Source organism: Bradyrhizobium sp. DN3 (assembly GCF_041357655.1).
In the GTDB taxonomy this organism is placed as follows: domain Bacteria; phylum Pseudomonadota; class Alphaproteobacteria; order Rhizobiales; family Xanthobacteraceae; genus Bradyrhizobium.
Genome location: NZ_JAULLN010000014.1, coordinates 75895 through 94689 on the forward strand (window position 1 = coordinate 75895; position 18795 = coordinate 94689).

The 18795-nt window shown below is 61.1% G+C and carries 13 protein-coding genes; 8 read left to right on the forward strand and 5 right to left on the reverse strand.

Going from position 1 to position 18795, the window contains the following annotated elements:
• The first annotated feature begins 106 nt into the window (after nucleotides 1-106).
• The gene (locus AAE027_RS21250) at nucleotides 107-2770 is read left to right on the forward strand and encodes a spermine/spermidine synthase domain-containing protein (protein WP_370986648.1); all 2664 of its coding nucleotides are present in this window, start codon (nucleotides 107-109) and stop codon (nucleotides 2768-2770) included.
• Between the two features lie 30 nt (nucleotides 2771-2800).
• On the opposite strand, the gene AAE027_RS21255 is transcribed toward AAE027_RS21250, so the two are convergent.
• The 3 genes from AAE027_RS21255 to AAE027_RS21265 form a co-directional block, all read right to left on the reverse strand.
• Nucleotides 2801-3424, reverse strand: coding sequence for a putative 2OG-Fe(II) oxygenase (locus tag AAE027_RS21255; protein WP_370986647.1), 624 nt, complete (start codon nucleotides 3422-3424; stop codon nucleotides 2801-2803).
• 93 nt (nucleotides 3425-3517) lie between these two features.
• Nucleotides 3518-3850 (reverse strand): hypothetical protein, encoded by a 333-nt coding sequence (locus AAE027_RS21260; protein WP_370986646.1) that lies wholly within the window; start codon nucleotides 3848-3850, stop codon nucleotides 3518-3520.
• Nucleotides 3851-3927: 77 nt separating this feature from the next.
• The gene (locus AAE027_RS21265) at nucleotides 3928-5913 is read right to left on the reverse strand and encodes a hypothetical protein (RefSeq protein ID WP_370986645.1); all 1986 of its coding nucleotides are present in this window, start codon (nucleotides 5911-5913) and stop codon (nucleotides 3928-3930) included.
• Nucleotides 5914-6259: 346 nt separating this feature from the next.
• On the opposite strand from AAE027_RS21265, the gene AAE027_RS21270 reads away from it, so the two are divergent.
• From AAE027_RS21270 to AAE027_RS21290, 5 genes are all read left to right on the forward strand, one after another.
• Entirely contained in the window at nucleotides 6260-7129 is an 870-nt protein-coding gene (locus AAE027_RS21270) for a peptidyl-prolyl cis-trans isomerase (protein WP_370986644.1), read from the forward strand.
• Nucleotides 7129-8106: a HupE/UreJ family protein gene (locus AAE027_RS21275; RefSeq protein WP_370986643.1), complete on the forward strand. Its 978-nt coding sequence runs from the start codon at nucleotides 7129-7131 to the stop codon at nucleotides 8104-8106. Before AAE027_RS21270 ends, AAE027_RS21275 begins: the two co-directional genes overlap by 1 nt.
• Before the next feature lie 17 nt (nucleotides 8107-8123).
• Nucleotides 8124-8726, forward strand: coding sequence for a HupE/UreJ family protein (locus tag AAE027_RS21280; RefSeq protein ID WP_370986642.1), 603 nt, complete (start codon nucleotides 8124-8126; stop codon nucleotides 8724-8726).
• A complete protein-coding gene (locus tag AAE027_RS21285) occupies nucleotides 8723-9346 on the forward strand; it encodes a HupE/UreJ family protein (RefSeq protein WP_370986641.1) in 624 nt (207 codons plus the stop codon). The genes AAE027_RS21280 and AAE027_RS21285 overlap by 4 nt, the downstream gene beginning before the upstream one ends.
• A gap of 463 nt (nucleotides 9347-9809) precedes the next feature.
• Nucleotides 9810-11834, forward strand: a complete 2025-nt coding sequence (locus AAE027_RS21290) for a TonB-dependent receptor (protein ID WP_370986639.1) — start codon at nucleotides 9810-9812, stop codon at nucleotides 11832-11834.
• A 564-nt stretch (nucleotides 11835-12398) separates the two neighbouring features.
• Here the strand turns inward: AAE027_RS21290 and AAE027_RS21295 are convergent.
• Nucleotides 12399-12566 (reverse strand): hypothetical protein, encoded by a 168-nt coding sequence (locus AAE027_RS21295; RefSeq protein ID WP_370986638.1) that lies wholly within the window; start codon nucleotides 12564-12566, stop codon nucleotides 12399-12401.
• A gap of 780 nt (nucleotides 12567-13346) precedes the next feature.
• Nucleotides 13347-14672: a glycosyltransferase family 4 protein gene (locus AAE027_RS21300; protein WP_370986637.1), complete on the reverse strand. Its 1326-nt coding sequence runs from the start codon at nucleotides 14670-14672 to the stop codon at nucleotides 13347-13349.
• A gap of 738 nt (nucleotides 14673-15410) precedes the next feature.
• Here AAE027_RS21300 and AAE027_RS21305 point away from each other — a divergent pair.
• Both AAE027_RS21305 and AAE027_RS21310 read left to right on the forward strand, forming a co-directional pair.
• The gene (locus AAE027_RS21305) at nucleotides 15411-16286 is read left to right on the forward strand and encodes a hypothetical protein (RefSeq protein ID WP_370986636.1); all 876 of its coding nucleotides are present in this window, start codon (nucleotides 15411-15413) and stop codon (nucleotides 16284-16286) included.
• A gap of 28 nt (nucleotides 16287-16314) precedes the next feature.
• Nucleotides 16315-18795, forward strand: a complete 2481-nt coding sequence (locus AAE027_RS21310; protein ID WP_370986635.1) for a glycosyltransferase — start codon at nucleotides 16315-16317, stop codon at nucleotides 18793-18795.

Sequence of the window (18795 nt, forward strand, 5' to 3'; positions counted from 1 at the left end):
GCAAAAACGTGACAAGCTTCGATAGATGCCGGTGAGCGCGAAAAGCTCGAACCGCGAGCAGTCTCGGTTGAGCCATCATGGTCCCTACCCGTCCGACAGGTGATGAATGGACAACAACGCGGTCGCAGATATCTCCTCGCCTGGAATGACGATGCAATCCAATCCCGACAACGGCGCGACACTTTCCTCGGCCGACTTCGCGCCGCCCTCGGCTGACGCCCGGGATCATTCATCGATCAGTTCAGGCTGGGTTCTGATATCGATCGTCGCCGCCTCCGGCTTCGCGGGCCTTGGCTATGAGATTGTGTGGACGCGCCAGCTGAGCCTTGCGCTCGGCACCGAGATGATGGCGGTGTTGGGCGCGATCGCCGGCTTCTTCGGCGGGCTTGCGCTTGGCGCCTTCGTGCTGGACCGGCCGATCCGCCGCACCAGGTCGCCGCGAACGGCCTATGCGGTGTTGGAAGCTATCATCGGAATATGGGGATTGCTCTGCATATGGCTGTTACCTGCGGCTGGCCGCTCCTTGGCGCCGCTTCTCGGCCCAGAGCCGGCGCCAGCGCTGCTGTGGGCGGCTAGCTTTGGACTGCCGACTCTGATTCTGCTCCCAGCAACCGCAGCCATGGGCGGGACATTGACCGCGCTCGAGCGCATGGTGAGGGAGGCCCGCCACGGCTCCCGGGTAACCGCCGCCGTCTATGGAGCAAACACCGCCGGTGCCGTGGCCGGAACGTTGGTTTCCACGTTCGCCCTGCTGCCGGCTTTGGGCTTTTCCGTGACGCTCGCCTGTCTCGCCGGCATGAATGCGCTGTGTGCCCTGGGTGCGCTCATGCTCGGCGTGCGGAATACTGAAATGCCCTTGCAAGCCGTGCAACGATCCGAACGGATGGCATTGGAGTCGCGCCTAACACTCACCCTGCTTGCAACCGGTGTGCTCGGAATTGGCTTCGAAGTACTTGTCGTCAGGCTCGCGGCGCAGGTACTGCAGGATACGATCTATACTTTTGCGGGGTTGCTCGCGGCTTATCTGCTCGGCACCGCGGCTGGCAGCTTGGCCTGGCAACGCGCGGGCAACCGTGTCGATGACGCAAGCCTCGGGTTGCTCCTTGCAGGCGCCGCGCTCACCTGCCTGCTGACCGCCTTGTTCATGCCGTCGATCGCCCGCGTCACGGACAGCCTGCTCGCGTGGGGTGTCGTCGGAGAACTCGCGGTTGCGGCCGCGCTGTTCCTGGCGCCATCGGCCGCAATGGGCGCGTTGTTCGGTCTGTTGGCAGAGCGGGTGCGCGAACAACGCGGGTCGCTGGGATGGGCAGTTGGCGTCAACAGCATTGGCGCGGCAATGGCGCCTATGCTGGCGGCAATCTTGATCATTCCTGCCCTTGGCGCATGGACGGCGCTGATTGCGGTCGCGCTCGGCTATTTGTTGCTGATCCCACTGCGCCGCGCAGCACTGATGTGGTCGGCGCTACCGGCGACGTTCGCGGTGATCCTGCTGCTGCTCCCTCACCCGTCCCTCACACGGGTGCCGGCGGGTGGCACTCTGTTGGCTTTCAAGGAAGGTCCGATGGTCACGGCGAGTGTTGTCGATGATGCTTCCGGCGCCCGATATCTGGAAGTGAACGGCCGTTTCCGCATGGGTGGTACCAGTTCAGCACGGTCGGACTATCGGCAGGCGGTGTTACCGCTGCTCCTACATCCGGCCCCGCATCACGCCTTGTTCCTTGGCATCGGCACGGGCGCCACCCTGGCCGGCGGAGCGCAGGTGCAGGGACTTTCGGTGCACGGCGTCGAACTGTCGAAGGAGGTCGTCGAGCTGCTTCCCTGGTTCGCCGATCCGACCCTCAAAGGTCCGGCGCCTCGCATCACGGTTGCCGACGCGCGCCGCCATGTCGCGGCGGACAGCCGTCACTACGACGTCATCGTGGCGGATCTGTTTCATCCAGCGCTGGACGGGAGCGGCGCGCTCTACACGACTGAACATTTCGCCGCGATACGAAACAGATTGGCCCCCGAGGGCGTATTCTGCCAATGGCTTCCGCTCTATCAGCTCGATTTGCCATCCTTGCGCGCCATCGTGCGCTCGTTCCTGGAGGTCTATCCGGCTGGATCGGCATGGCTCAACCACTACAGCGTGCGCACGCCGATGCTCGCCCTGATTGGCCCTCGCGGCGGCGGCGGCCCCGACCTGGATACGCTTGATCAGAGGCTCGCCGAATCGTCCATCGCATCCATGGCGCGACAAATCGGATTTGAGACCGACATGGATTTGCTTGGCCAATATCTCGGAGGACCACGCGCGCTGTCTGCCTTCGCCGGCTCGGGACCTCGGAACACCGACGATCGTCCCTTCGTCACATTCGACGCAAACCGCAACGTAAAAGCCTTGAGCGAGCCACCGTGGAAATTGCTGCTTGCAGTGATCCAGGTGATGCAACCCGATCCGGCCGAGCTCTTGCCTTTGTCAATACGTGACGCGCTAGGCCCGCGCCTGCTCGCGTATTGGCGCGCGCGCGATCGCTTCCTCGAGGCCGGCGCAACGCTGCCGGGAGATCCTCGCGGCGCGGCGCTGATCACGGCAGCAGCTCCGGGCCTGCTGAACGCGGTGCGTCTTAGCCCAGAGTTCGAGCCCGCCTACCGCCCGCTGATCGCGATGGCGCGATCGCTGATGGCCTCCGATCCGGCGGCGGCGACGCACCTGCTCCATGAAATCGAGAAGGCGGCGCCCTCACGCATCGAGGCGCGGGAGCTGCTGGCGCATCAGGGCCGGCGGTGACCATGCCGTCCCGCTGGAGCGAACTCCGGCTCAAGGTGCAAAGTTGATGCGATAGCCCCAGCAATCCAGACTGTCGGGAATAGCGTTGAACGCGATGGTGATGCGCTGTTCGCCCTGGTTTCTTGGCACCTCGTGATACAGATAGCTGGGGAATAGGACGAGATCGCCCGGCTCGGCTTCCGGCAATACGTATTTGCCGGCATTGAATGGTCCAATGGCAGCGGTTCGCGTGTGGTGGCGAAAGGAGAAATCAAATCCACCGGGTGGCCGCACGAAAACCGTCTTGCAGGCCGGATGCGACGGCGTAAGGTACAATATGCCGGAAACAAAACTGTTGGCATGCGAATGCAGTGCCTGACTGCCGCCGTTTTCCAGCATGTTCGTCCACATCTCCTTGACCGTCCAGCGCAGCTTCTCGCCGAACAGGAGGTAGCCGAACTCCACCAGCTTCGGGATGGTCAGCTCAGCGATCTCGCGGAACAGACTGTTGTCGCGCGGATCGGCCACCTGCGTATGGAATAGCTGGTCAGAGCGCAGATTATTCTCAATGCGCGCGTTGCGGATTGCTGCGACAGCGGCTTCGTTCAGCACCTGCGGCAGCAGCCGCGGCGAACGCAACAAGGGGATCGGGAAAAGCGGCTCGATCTGATCCATTTCGCAAATCTACCTGTTCTTGGGACGGACCCGACAATGCGCGATCAAAGATGACACTGCGATGACGGCAAGGATGATTTGCGAAGCCCTCCCCTATTCGTCGGGCTTGAGCACTTTCAGCTTTTCGCCGCGCGGGACGTCATGGCGTCGTTCGCGGACCTGTTCAGCAGCGCGCGCGGCCATCTCCAGGCACTCGTCGAATTCACCATTGCCGGCTTCAACCAGGGCTTGCTGCAAGTGACGCTCGGCAAAGTAGCGGGAGAGATTGTCCGGGGGCAAGTCTGCGGCCAAGGTGCGCGCCTCGCCGACCGCAGCCTTGCAATCTTCCAGCGTGGGTTCGTCCGAGGCGGGCGCAACGTCGGCCGCAGCGGCCGTGCCGCAGCTGGCGCCAATGACAAGGCACAGCGCGCAGACACTAATTCGCAAGCAAGAGTGGCACATTTCGCAATCAAAGGTTCCGGCGGGAAAGCTGTAGCTTCCCGCCGGACGACCTCGTTGTACCGTTACTGATGGCCGTCGTGGTGTCCCTCGTCGTGGCCGTTATCGGCCCGACGCGACAGCCTGCGCGCCAAATCAGCGTTCGTTTCGACCAGCAGCTTGGGCGAGCCCTCCGGACGGACGAAGATGGGATTGGCGTAGAACCATACGTTCGAGTAGGCCTGAACGTCGTGGGTCACTTTCTTGACGCCATTCACCGCTTCCAAATGTGCCGGGCAGGCCGGGTCGGTGCAGCTCACCTGCGCATTGTTGGCGTCGAGCAGCGGATTGCCTGCCGAGTCCGAGACATTCGGGGTGCCAACCGGAATATTGGTTCCGCGTGCGCGGATATAGAAGGGAGTCTGGCCAGCGGTGAACGTCGTCGTGAACCGCAGCCGGACCGAACCATCCCGACCGTGTTCGCGATGCATCTGCGTCGCATTGATCTGCTGCGCGATCTTCGCCGACGGATTGTACACAATCGACGCACCAGCCGTGCCCGCCGCATTCGGAACCGCATACCCCGGAGCATCCGGTGCAATCACGCCGGTGATGTCCCCCGTGATCAGATCGACATGGTCGACCGCCGGCTTGTCGAGCGGCTGCTTGATCCCCACCGGCACCAGCAGAGGATTGTTGAAGCTGTAGGGGCTGTTGTTCTTGGGGGGGATGGTCATCGCCATCTCGAGCGTCACTCGATCGCCCGGCCTCACGACCAGCGTTTCGCCCATGCCCTTCCATTCCTCGCCACGTGCTCGGGCACGGAACACCAGATCGGGACCGATAAGCTCGGCGTTAACCGAGTAAGAGTTGCCCGAACGCATGCCGTCGATGACCGATTGCGCCGAGTGATGTCCGGCATTCGGAACGTACAGTTTGGTGTACTCGCCGGGAATAAAATCGGCTGTCGTGAACGAATCGCGCGCGCCGCCCGCGCCGCGGTTATGCCAGTCGGAGCTTACATAGACGAAGAAGTTGCGACCTTCCCCCAGCAGACCATCCCAGAGTCCGCCTACCTTCGCGGTGTAAATGCCCGCCATGCCGTATGTGCCGCCGCCAACCGCACCGCTCCCGTAAGATCCGGATCCGCCGCTGAGTCCGCCCTCGGCAAAGTGACCGGGCGACTCGATGCCGAACGCGACGGTCGGTCCGGCATTGTTGAAACTGCGGAAGTGCTCGATGTTGTAGCCTTTGGTGCCCGTCGGACTGAACGGTCCCTGGCGCTCGGTGTGGGTGGGAATGACATAGGATTGCAGCGGATAATTCGCCTGCAACCACTTGATGCCTTCCAGCGCCTTCTGGTGGCCGGCCGTGCCCGTATTGTTGACGTTGTCCTTACCCGGCCAGAGCTGGTTTTCGCCGTCCACGAGACCGATCGCGTCGGTATCGGCGCGGTCGAAGCGATATTCGAATTCCGCCATCTTGTCGGCACTGCCGTGGCCCCTCGGGTGCTGGCCGGCAATGACCGCCACGTCGACGTGCTCGTGGCCGGGCGCGATCCACTCGAGACCCTCGATCAGCACCTTGTTGTACATCGGCCTACGATTGACGATGATCGGGTATTCGACCTCCCGGATCGACTGCCAGCGCCACATCTTCGCATCGCTGCCGGTGCCGTTTGGCGTGCCCTTCAGGCTGGTAATCGTGATGCCATCGATGGTTTGGCCGAGCGTCTGATTCCACGTCCTCGTGGTGTCGCCCGGAAGGTTGGCGCTCGTGTCGCTGAAGCGGCAGTCGCGGTTACCCGAACCGCCGTGATTGCCGAGAGTGAACCAGTCGAGATCGAAGTTGTTGCCACCGCCGGCCGCGACGCCCCTTCCGACCGCGCGGTCGATCGCATAGCCCGCGGACACCGAACCATCCGTGCAGGTGTTGTGATTGTGCATGTCGCCGGCAACGTAAGGATTGCCCCTGTGCCCATCGCTGCCCCACTGCTGGGCTTCAGCGCTCTGGGTTAGCGCCAATGACGCCGATGCTGCGGTCAACAGAATCGCTTTGGTAGATGGAAACATCTATCGCCCCTCTTCGGATTTAATTTCGTCGGTACGGCAGGAAGGAAAGGAATCTCAAGCGGCCGTAGCGAGCCGCGTTTGATTGCACTCTCTGCAGTCCGGACAACAGCAGACTTCAGAGACAATTGCGTGAAGCTTTTGTGTTGGCGCGCAGAGCGCCCACGGAAGCCCAGACACTTCCACCTGCGAACACTTCCGTCTGCAAATTTTCTCTTGCACGAGACACACGATTGTGGATGACAGATGGAGAGCTCTGTCGGCTGTCAGCGGCCGCCAGTTACCCTCTGAGAATTGTAAAGCTTTTATGTCAATGTCAGCGACACAGATTGAAGTGCAGTCCTCTCAGATGTCGCACGCCGGACGCTCCGACCATGAGAGCGCGGAAGCTGCGCAGGGCGTGACGCGTCATTCGCGCTCTATCATCTCAACGCTCATGCGCTTATCGCGCGAACCGCTACTGCATTTCGCTCTGCTTGGAGGGATGATCTTCGCAGCCGACGCGGCTTTGCATCCGGCCGCCAAGGACGAAAAGGTGATCACCGTTACCAAGGCGTTGCGCCAATCCTTCGTCGAGAACTTCGACGAGGATAAAGAACGCACGCCTTCCGACGACCAGCTTCAGAAACGGATTGACGCCTGGATCGCGAGCGAAATCCTTTACCGCGAGGGCAAGGCGCTTGCCGTGGACCGCGGCGACGAGATGATCCGCGACCGAATTGCGTTCAAGATGCAGTTGCTGATTTTCGATCAGCTTCGGATCGCGAAACCGACCGAAGAGCAACTGCAGGCTTGGTTTGCCGAAAATCACGCCCGCTTCGACGAGCCGGAACGCGTTTCGTTTTACATTACCCCGCCGACGGATCAGACCACGGCGCAACGTCAGCTCGAGGACATTGTCCAACAACACGAATCAGCGGAGTTGCAGCAGCAAACTCGCGCAATTCTCGCCCGGCCCGTCGGAAGCCTGGCCGCATCTTTCGGCGAGGATTTCCGCGATGCGCTGCTGAGCATGCCGCAGGAGCAGTGGAAGGTGTTGCGGTCCAAGGAGGGTTGGCACGTTGTTCGCCTCGACTCGCGGCGTGAAGGAGCGCTTGCTAGTCTCGAGAAGGTGCGGGATGAGGCCGCCAGGACTTGGCAGACGGAAGAAACGCGCAAGCTCGCCTGGGATGCGATCAAGCGGCTCAAGGCTTCCTATCAGGTGCGGTACGAGCAGTGATGGCGCCCCTGTATTTGCGATTGGCGCTGCTCATCCTCGCCGTGCTCGTGCAACCCTGCGCGCTCCGCGCGCATGAGGCAACGCTCGGCGTGCTCGAATTCCGCGAGGTTCGATCGGGTGCGTTCGTCGGCCGCTGGACCATGCAGCCGTCGATCGGCGCTGCGCGGGTCGATCTGCGGGTGCCGCCCCATTGCTTCCTCCGGCTGCCCGAAATGAACTGCGGCCAAAAAGGGTTGGTCGGCCCGATCACCATTACCAACCTCGGCGCCAACATGTCGGCTGTGCTGATCAAGATCATTCCGATCGAAGGTGAGCCGCGCAGCTACACGATTTCGACTGCGAATCCAGTGGTGTCCGTACTCGGCACTGGCGCACCGACGCTTCAGACCTGGATCGAGCTCGCCAAGAGCTATGTAAACTACGGAATCGATCACATCCTTTTGGGCGCCGATCATCTGTTGTTCGTGTTGGGCCTGATCTGGATCGTCGGCGGCGGGTGGCGGCTGGTGAAAACGATCACCGCCTTCACAATCGGACACAGCGCTTCGCTTGCTGCGGCGGCTTTCGGCCTGATCGGTGTGCCGGAACGCCCACTCAACGCCTGCATCGCATTGAGCATCGCGTTCCTCGCAGTCGAAATCGTTAAGCAACAGCGTGGAGAGATGGGCCTTACCGCTCGCCATCCGTGGGCTGTCGCATTTACGTTCGGGCTCGTTCACGGCATCGGGTTCGCTGGCGCTCTGGCAGGACTTGGGCTCGAAAGCCGTCTCCTGCCGGCGGCGCTGCTCTTTTTCAATGTCGGCGTGGAGATCGGCCAGCTTGCCTTTGTGCTGCTTGTGCTCGCGTTGATCTGGGCGCATCGCCGGCTCGGCGCCGTCTTGCCACGCTGGGGAGACGCTCTCCCGGCCTACGCCATCGGTACCGTTTCGATGTTCTGGTTCTTCGGCCGTCTTGCGCGCGTGCTCGCGACCATGTGAGAGCAAGGAGTAAGCTCATGTCACCGCGCATCATAACGTGCCTGGCTGCGCTTGCCGCGCTCTGCCTCGCACACCCCGCACTCGCGCACGAGCAAACCGGCGTGCAGGGCGGCTTGGTCAGTGGGCTGCTGCATCCATTGACGGGGATGGACCATCTGGTTGCGATGGTCGCAGTCGGAATCTGGGGGGCGCAACTCGGCGCGCCGGCGATCTGGGTACTGCCTATCACCTTTCCGCTCGTGATGGCACTGGGCGGCGTCGTGGGTGTGCTGAAAATTCCGCTGCCGGTGCCCGAGATCGTGATCGCGCTGTCGGCGCTCGCGCTGGGTGCCGCGGTCGCGATGCGTCTGAAGCTGCCGTTTTCCGTCGCGGCTGCGGTGGTTGCCGTGTTCGCGATCTTTCACGGACACGCGCACGGGGTCGAGCTTCCGGGTTCGGCCAATCCGCTGGCCTACGGCATCGGCTTTGTCGTTGCCACGGGCATGCTCCACCTCTGCGGAATTGTCATTGGAATCCTGACGCGGTGGCCTGCCGGAGCGCGCGTCGTTCAGGCTCTCGGCGCGGTCATTGCGGCGCTCGGATGCTACTTCCTCGTGCACAGTCTGGGAGCCACCGCATGAAGATTCGGCTCGGCGGTGTTTGGATCGCGGCTGCCACCCTGCTTGCCTCCACAACCGCATCAGAAGCGCACGTCATTGCTGCGCGACTTGGCGATTTCTACGTCGGTGCCGTGCATCCTTTCACCGACCTCCATGATATCATCCTTTGGCTGGCGATCGGGATTCTCGGAGGCTCGCTCGGAGCTTCAAAAGGACGGTGGCTTGTCCTGGCGTTTCCTCTGGGGCTGCTCGCCGGACTTTCCCTTGTTGCGGGCCTCGGATTCGTGCCGTCCGAGTCGTCGGCCTTGCCTGCAGCAATGATTCTGCTCGTCGGACTGCTGCTGGCGGCGGCAATGCCAGTTCCAGCAACGCTCTTGTGCGTCATCGTTTTCGCCTTGGCAGCGGCGCGTGGCGCGGCGAATGCAAGCAATCTCGAGCCGGAAACCAATCGGCTGCTGTTCGCAGCAGGATTGGCCAGTGCGGGTTACGCAGTCACCACATTGATCATGGCCCTCACGCTCACGTTCCAGCGACCGGTTAGCGCCGGCCCAACTGCATGGCGCACGATCGCAATTCGCGCGTTCGGCGGCTGGGTCGCCGCAATCGGGTTGATGATGACCGGACTCGCGTTCGCTTCCTGAGTCGGTCGTTGGTGCGGACACCTTAGCCTGAAGCGAGAGAGTGCTCCGAGCCACCGGGCAACGAGTTAACCGGTAAGCGCAGCCATCGCCAGCCGCCCGCTTTTGCTGGCGCATCGATTCCCGCGAGCGGGGCGTATTGGCTGGTGTGGTGCCCGCTCGATCTTGGTCATTAGGTATGACATTGTTGTTCAATCGTCATACCGGCTTGCTACGTGAGTGGGCTGGCTTGGGTGCGTGCAGTGGTCATCGACTGTACCAGGTATTGTGCGGGGGCGTGTCAGTGCGTGGGGCCTTGTTGTTGCGGATATTTGCCGCCACCACTTCGTCCGTCGTGTGCGCGTTCCCGGCAGTGGCGCACGAAGTAGCCACAACAGCTAACTCCAATCAGCTTCCGCCCGTCACCGTCACTGCAGCCGGTGTGCAGCCCAATCGGGTCGCCCGGCCCAAACGGGTCCAAAATCGCGTGACGCAGCGCGGGGCCGTAGCCCGGTCCGAGCTGCCAGTCGCAGTCGGCGCCAACGACGTCACTACCGGCGATTCGTCCGACAAGACCGCTGCCCTGCAGCCCACGGCCGCCAGCGCTATGAAGATCAGCGGCGCCGAAGTGAACGCGGTGCCGTTCGCGCGGGTCGGCGAGGCCTTGGAAGTCGTGCCCGGCCTGATCGTCACCCAGCATTCCGGGGAGGGTAAAGCCAATCAATATTTCCTGCGCGGCTTCAATCTCGACCACGGCACCGATCTCGCCATCAGCGTCGATGGTATGCCGGTCAACATGCCGACGCACGGTCATGGGCAGGGCTATGCCGACATCAATTTCCTCATTCCCGAGCTGATCCAGTCGGTCAATGTCCGCAAGGGTCCGTACTTCGCCGATGTGGGCGATTTCGGCACCGCCGGTGCGGTGGCGATCGACTACCTCAACAAGCTGCCGAAGAATATCGCGGAGATGACATTTGGCAGTTTTGGCTATCGTCGTGGATTGGCGGCAGGCTCGACCGCCATCGGCGACGGCACGCTGCTCACGGCGATCGAGGCTACCAAATACAATGGCCCTTGGGAATTGCCGGACGACGTACGCAAGATCAACGGCGTGCTGCGCTATAGCCAGGGCACCGCCACCGACGGATTTACGCTCACCGGAATGGCCTATTCCAACGGCTGGAATTCGACCGACCAGGTCGCGCAGCGCGCCATCGACAAGGGCATCATCAGCCGTTTCGGCACACTCGATCCGACCGACGGCGGCACCTCCAGCCGCTTCAGCCTATCCGGCAATTGGGCACAGTCGAGCGCTTATGGCCAGAGCAGGATCAGCGCTTATGTCGTGCGCTCGGATCTACAGCTTTTCAACAATTTCACTTACTTCCTCGACAATCCCGTCAACGGCGACCAGTTCAACCAGCTCGATCGCCGCACCTTCGGAGGTTTCGATGCGCGGCACGCCTTCGACTGGCGGTTTGGTGGCTTGGTGACGCAAACCCGGGTTGGCGTGCAGAGCCGCTACGACGACATCCATGTCGGCCTGTTCAAGATCGAACAGCGCAATGTGCTCTCGACCGTTCGTGACGATCGCGTGCAGGAAGGCAACGTCGGCATCTGGACGGACAGCACCACGCACTGGAACGACTGGCTGCACACGACCGTCGGCGTCCGCGAGGACATCTTTGCCGGACACGTGCTGAGCGACACGCCACAAAATTCCGGCAATGCGCAGGCGACGATGGCAAGCCCGAAGGCCGGCATCGTGCTCGGTCCCTGGTTCAAGACCGAATTCTTTGGCAATGCCGGCTATGGCTTGCACAGCAACGATATTAGAGGCGCGACGATCACGGTCGATCCAAACGACAAGGTGACGCCGCTCGAGCGCGTTCCGCTCCTGGTGCGCTCGCGCGGCGCCGAACTCGGCATCCGCACCAGGGCGATCGAAGGCCTCACCAGCTCGGTCGCGGTGTTCGTGCTCGATTTCGACTCGGAACTGCTATTCGTCGGCGATGCCGGTACCACCGAGCCGAGCCGGCCGAGCCGTCGCATCGGCGTGGAATGGACGAACAAATACAAGCCGGTGCCGTGGCTGTCGTTCGATCTCGACATTGCCTATACCCGCGCGCGCTTCACCGATTTCGATCCCGCAGGCGATCGCATTCCCGGTGCGCCGGCGTGGGTGGCGAGTGGCGCAGTTACCTTTGGCAGCGAGACCGGCTGGTTCGGGGCACTCAAGGCGCGCTATTTCGGCCCGCGTCCGCTGATCGAGGATGACAGCGTGCGGTCGCTGTCCTCGCTGATTTTCAATGCCCGGGCGGGGTATCAATTTGAAAACGGCGTGAGGCTGCAGCTCGACGTGCTCAATCTCTTCAACACGCAGACCAATCAAATCGAATACTATTACCTGTCGCGCCTACCGGGCGAGCCGATCGGCGGTTTCGCCGATCGCCATATTCATCCCGCCGAGCCGCGCGCCGTGCGGTTGACAATAGCAGCTCGGTTCTGACGGTCCGCTTCGGTCAATTGCGCCTTTTCGCTGATCGAATTGGCCCTAAGTACGGGCCGATCGTCCGAAGGTCGACGTGGGTTCTGAAGGCGCGAGAGAATGTCGTTTGCGAGCCGCAGCGGCTTCTGGGGGCACACCAAAAGCGAGAGCATCGTCCGGAACATCGGAATTGAATTTGACAACGCGCCCGCAATAGCAGAGCAGGTCGACCTCTGGACCGACTGGGCAGAGCAAACTCTGTCCCTCCATTGCAGCCTGCTTCAGGTCAGAAGCTGAATTATCAGGCTGAAGAACGGGCGGCCTTCGGCTAACTGCCCAGAAACTTATCGAACCCAACCAAGGCACCAAAAACCGCCGCAGTGACGGTAAGGAAGGCGACGAAATACCAAAGGCGATACATGCCGGGATAACCGGCTGATCGATGATTGGTTCATACCCGGCAAGCTCCTCGCCCGTCTGGTGATCTAGGCCGAGGATGGACGAGGAGCTGCCGCGTCGGTCCTTGGTCGCGCAACTAAGCTAAAAACGTGCCATGACAGTCCTGTCAAACTATCGGCCTCGCAATCAATGAATATTGAGTTTATCCAGCGGCAGTTGAAGTTCGGCCGCTCTCTCCGCGCGATCCTTCTTGCGGAACTCGTTTTCTTTGCGTTCGAACTTGATCATCTCCTGTTGGGCTGCTTCGAGCAGGCGATTGCGTCTAGCCGCGTCGTGCTGGGTACTGTCGGTCATGACCAGGTCCTTTTGCGGTCCCACTCCCAGACAAATCGGGAGACGGCGCCAAGCTTCGGTGCCTGAAAATTACGGATTTATGACGGCGGGAGATCAGCATGGCTGTTAGAAGAAGCGCGGCCGGGCTCGAAATAAGCGTCCCAGCGGCGCCATATTCTCTAACTGAGTACTGAAATCTCAGTTGATTCCCAGTGTGCAATGGACATGCCACAGGTTCGTGACGCCAAGCAGCAAGCTAAGTCTCGCATCACACTCATCACTGGTCAGTTACCGCCGCCGCCCAGATCCGTCCGGTTTGGATCATAAAGTCAGGTTCGGAACTGATCGGCGCGATGATCCGAAACGCGCCTAGTCCGGACTCATGCGGCTCGCCGGAACCGGTGCACACGTCGTGCGCACGCCACCCTTCAACCGATTGAAACGCTTGAGCTCTCGCTCCAATCCATCATGGGCTAACTCGGGCTAAGCTGAGCAAAACAGAGGCAACATGAGCAACCTTCAAGAAGCGAGCGATATCGCCATAGGTTCAAGTCGAGAGTGCGTTGCCTCATTTCGTCATACATGTCGGAGCTGCGATACGCTCTTCAACGTTCCAGCTCGGCGAGAACTGTCAGCATGGGGCAAGAATTCTCGCGGAGATTGCGCGATCGCCCTTGTCAGGTGACGTGACAGGCAACCAGATGCTCGCCCCCTCCGCCGCCTCTTCGAGCGATGGCTCACTTTCGCCAGGCGCGTCCTGATCGGCAACTTGACAACGGATTAAGAACGACATCGACTGCATCACAGTTGGCGACCTGCCGGCATGTTGCGCGACGCGCGCTTGGCGCTCTTGGTCCGCCACTCAGAAACCGGACGCGCTGGCCAGAATACGCGCGGTGATGACGCGGCCTTTCCCCTCAGATCTATAAGGCGGCGCATTCGGGGCACGCAGACCTGCTCCGCGTCGTAATTATCGACAACATAGCGGCGGGCGCTTTCGCGGAGCACGGAAAATTTCGCCGGCTGCTCGAGCACTTCGACGACCCGCCCGGCAAGCTCGTCAACTGCGAAGAATGGGACCAGCAGGCCATTTTCGCCCGAATTGATGACTTCGCGCACCGGCGACGTGTCAGAACCGATGACGAGGCAGCCAGTGCTCATCGCCTCCAGCATCGACCAAGACAGCACGAAGGGGTATGTAAAATAGACGTGCGCCGATGATACCTGAAGGGCTGCAATGAAGGTCTGGTACGAGACTCCTCCCATGAAATGAACACGCGACAGGTCCAGGCGATCGCGCATCTCGTCAAGGAAGATCGACTTCCAGTTTGTGCCCGCCGGGGGCGGAAGTCCGTAGGATACGCCATCCCTGCCGATGATGACGATCTGTGCGTTCGGCCGCCGTCTCAAGATCTCAGGCAGCGCGCGCATGAAGATATGGTAGCCCCTAAGCGGCTCGAGATTGCGCGCGACAAACGTCACGACCTCGTCGGACGGTCGGACGTGCTGTCCATTCGGCAGCAGCAGGCGCGCCTGCGGATTCGGCCGCACGCGCGCCGTGTCGACGCCCTCGTGAATTACGTCGATCTTGCCCTGGTAATGTGCGGGAAACGTCGATTGCTGCCACTTCGTTGGCGAGATGCCCATTTCGCAATCCTCAAGCGCGAGCAGGGTCGTCGCATTCTTCAACTGGAGCCCGATGTGACCATCGAGGCCAGGCATTGGAAATTCCGGATCAAATCCGATGTCACGCCCCTCGGCCCCGTAAAAAAATTCGCAATAGATGAGCAAACGTGCCTCGGGAAACATCGTACGCAACGGCAGCGTCTCGCCCCACCCGGGATGGGCGAGAATCAGATCCGGCTTGAACCCAGACGTCGCTAGACTCGAAAGACTGTACAGCACCTGTTCGGCACGCCGGCACTCGATATCGAAGCGTCGTGCAAACGGATGCGTTCCCGAAACGTCAGCGTCAGGAAGCGCGTATTTGATCAATCGTACGGACGGCATCGATCTTGCAGTCGATGCACCGACGGCTACGACCTCGAAGCCAGGCTCCTTGGCCAAAGCAGCCGCAATGTTGCGATACTGTGCCGGGAAATTGTTGTGAACGATTAGGATCTTCATCGACGCCGCTCTCGGCCCAGCCCCTCGTGGCATGCAATCAATCGGGAATGAATGCAAGCATGGGAGATATCTATAGCAAGAGTTGGCGACAGCGAAGCACGCAGATTCCAACAGGCAATTGAGTTCAAGATTTATCTGTTCTCGTCTTGCTCGCTTCGTGAGCAAAGGCGCCATCTGATTGAACAGACTCAAACCAATCCGTCATGACACGACTGTGTCACTCGTCCACAAGTTCCCGATGATTAAACTGCTGAAGTATCTCTTCGCCTCGAAGCTTTCGATATGCCTGACATTTTCCTGCCCCAAATTAGAGCGATTAAGTCCAAACGTATGCCACTTTGGGTTTTGTTCTCGCCACGCGAGTTTTTGATGATTGCTTTAGTCTTAGAGGCCCAAGTCCAAGCGCGCGGTGAGCCATCCGATGACGATTAAACACCCCCCTTTCGACCGTGAGTTGTGCAGCTGGCATCCTGACTTGATCGGGGTCGATGATATCGCGAATACCATCGCGCTGCTGAGAGATGAGAATGAAAGGCTCCGTCAAATCGCGGAGCTGCTCAGCGCAGAAACCGAATACATACGCCGATCTCTATTGCCGCCGGATTGGCGTCCTGCCGTTCGCTTGAGAAGCGTTCCTTAAGCCATCTTGTTCGCGGACCGGTTCGTCAGAGCGACGCTCACGCAAGATCGTCAAGCGAGAAGAAACAATCTTTGGTTCATCGAATCTGATTGGGGGCAATGATGGATGATGTTGAGCAGCAGAAGGTCGTAAGTCTAGATCGGGGACTCTTCTTCGTGAGCTACAAGAGTGCGGACGATCTCGCTTCGCCGCCGCACGTGACGGTTGTACCGACGCAGGGACATGAAGGGCGCATGGAGCTCATCATGCATCCCGACGCAACGGAGCCGACGCTTTGGGAGCCGAATTCGGGCCTGATGGTCCGGGTCAACACACCCGGCACGTTGCAGATTCAGGTTCAGCCGATGCGACCCGGGGGATCGCGCGCGGCCATGGTTCGTATCGAACCGATTCAGTCCGGCCGAGCGCCGCTCGGCGCGCAAAATGAGAGCGTGGCCATGCACGCAAATGTTGCAATGGACGGTCTCAAGATCCTCGGCCACGTCGCAGGTCGCGGCGATGTTGTCGTCGCGTCTAATGCTTGGATTGCAGGTCCAACGGCCCCATCGCGCATCGAAGGAATTGCCCTTGAATGGCCGGAGAAGCCGGCGGGTCTCGATATTCGCTATGCGGTCCAATTCCCCATTAGCCAGGCGGGGAGCGGCAAAATGGTGTCGCTCGGGACCTATGCCGGCACGCGTGGACGAGCCTTGCCGATTACAGGCGTCGTGCTGGAAATCAGTGGCGCCGGGGGATTCGAGTTCGTGGCGGAAGCGACGTTCTTGAACGCGCCGACCTTGCGCGCCATCGGAAAACGCGTCGTTCTGTCGGGGCCGACTAGCCGCGAGCCTCTGGTTGGCATTCGCATCGGCGTCAACCGGTTAGCAGCCCCAGACAATGTCGTCGTTCCCGCAAAACCGTCACGAAAACCGGTCGGCTCCAGCCGGGTCCGCGTCTTCCGCAGCCGGGCGCGCCAAGAGAGCTCCATCGGCTAGGGGCAATCCGAAAATGGAGCCGCGTAGCGTGGGTGAGCGATCGGCTGGGTCGGACCACCATCGCAAGATTCCCGATGTTTCCTTCCTTGTCGGGCCTCACGCGCATATCGCGCTCGAACGCCTCGCAGCCGAGGCGTTGACCACGCAGGAGTTCGCGACGGCGCTCAAATACGCCGATCGACGCATTCGAGTTTCGCCTCCACCAGCAGCTCACTGCTTCGTTCTCCGCGCCGAAGCCGCTTGGAGGCTTGGACTTAACGAAGCTGCGCTGTCCGATCTTGCGCGGGCGCTTCTTGTCGATCCTTACGATGTCGGCGCCAACCGCCGGATGCTGGCGTGGGCTGTCGACGAACGACGACTGGCCGCAGCCGCTCAACTAATACGCCGCGAAGGCAATCCGGCCATCCTTCGAGCTGCCATCGCGGAGCTGCGGCGTGCCGGGGGCCGCCACTGGGCGGCCTGCTCTGTGTTCGACAATCACGTGACGGGCTGGGTCGCCTGGACCAACGCCCTTTCCGTCGAAGTTAGCCTTGCAACCGAAGACGGCACGCTGACGAGCATTCTCGAACCCAATCCGTTTCACCCCCTGGCGAGCGCAGATGTGCAGGCAACAACCTTCTTGGTTCGGCGGCCACCGTCCACTACAGCTCAAATCGTGACGCTGAGATGCGGCGAAGACGTCGTCCAGGTTCGACGCGTGGCGCCCAACCTCACCTCGACGATGAACCTCCGAGCCGCTCGCGATTCTTCCATCAGAATCGGACCGAACGTCGACCTGCCGACCGTTATTGTCCCCGTCTATGGGGATGCGCAGGCAACGATCGAATGCTTCGAGAGCCTCGACAAGGCAAGGCGTCCACGAGGGACTGGTAAGGACGCCTTTCAGGTTCTCGCCATCGACGATGCCAGTCCGGAAGTGGAGCTGCGGCCCCATCTGAGCGAGCTTGCGGCGGCAGGCAAGATTCGTCTCCTCGTAAACCCGGTCAATCTCGGCTTTGTCGGCGCGATCAATCGGGCGCTGAACGAGATCCAGAGGGGTGACGTAGTACTGCTCAACTCCGACACGCTCGTTCCGCCCGGCTTCGTCGATCGGTTGGCCAACGTGGCATATTCGGCGCCAAACATCGGAACCGTCACACCACTTTCCAACAACGGCGACATCTTTTCCTTTCCAACGCCGAACGAAGTTAATCCGATGCCGCGCTATGACGAGATTGTCGCAATCGATCGCGTCGCCAGCGCAGCTAATGCGGGGAAAGCGATCGATGTCGCAAGCGGCATCGGATTCTGCCTCTATGTTACACGCGCCTGCCTCGACAGTGTGGGCGAGCTCTCGGACAATTTCGATCGCGGTTATCTCGAAGACATCGATCTCTGCCTCCGCGCGCGGACCAACGGCTTCCGGAATGTTTGCGCGCCGTCGGTCTATGTCGGACATCACGGCTCGAAATCTTTTCGAGAGGAGAAGCGCGGTCTCGTACTTCGCAATCTTAACTTTTTGGACCAGCGATTCCCGGACTACCGGGAGGAATGCCGCGCCTTTGAAATCGCTGATCCTTTACGGCCGGTGCGCGCTGCGCTCGAGCGTGCGCTGCCATGGCCCGCTGAGCCATCGGTACTAGTTCTCGCGGGAGAGCGGACCTGCCCTGCCGTGACCGACGCGCGGATACGCCATCTGCGCCTGCATGGCGAGCGCACGGTCCTGCTCTCGCGGGACGACAACGTGCTTCACCTCCGAGCTGCCGACGGAGGTTTGCCGCAGACCTCGCGTTTGAGGCTCGACACAGAGGCAAATCTCGCCAGCGCTGGCGACATCCTGAGGCGGCTATCCCCAACGCGTGTCGAGATCCTTGAGCCAAACCCGCCGCCGCGGCTCATCGAGCTGATCCGGTGCCTCGATGTTCCGATCGATCGCTGGCTGATATCGGAGAGCATTGGCGAGATTGCTTCCCTGCCCTCCGGCACAACTCCACTTTTCGTTCCCAGCAAAATGGCAAAGGCCTATGCACAAAGCAGGTGGCCCGATCGCAAGATCCTGCTGCATGACTGGCCCACATGTTTCATGACACTGCCGCCCATCTCCGCCAATGACAAGTCCCTTGTAATCGTTCCCTCGACGCCAACGCTCGCATCCCTGCGCATGATAAACACATTGGCCGATCGTCTGTGGCGGCGCGAACCATCGCTACCGATCGTCGTTGCCGGGGCGACCTGCGGCGATGATCGCCTGATGTCGCGGCCCAATATCTTCGTCACGGGCGCGATTGCCGCGGACGAACTTGGCGATGTCCTGAGACCGCATAATCCGGGCTGGATCCTCACCGATTTTGAGCAGCCCGTCTTCGGCCATCCTCTCGTCGAGACCGCCAGACAGGCGACAAGGCCAGTCGCCTACCGCGACTGGTCCGGCAGCGCGCTGAAGCCCCGCAAAGGCGACCTTGCCATTTCTGCCATTGTGAACGCGGCAGCGCTTGCCGATCTTGTGGTCGACTGGGTCACGCGGTGCTGA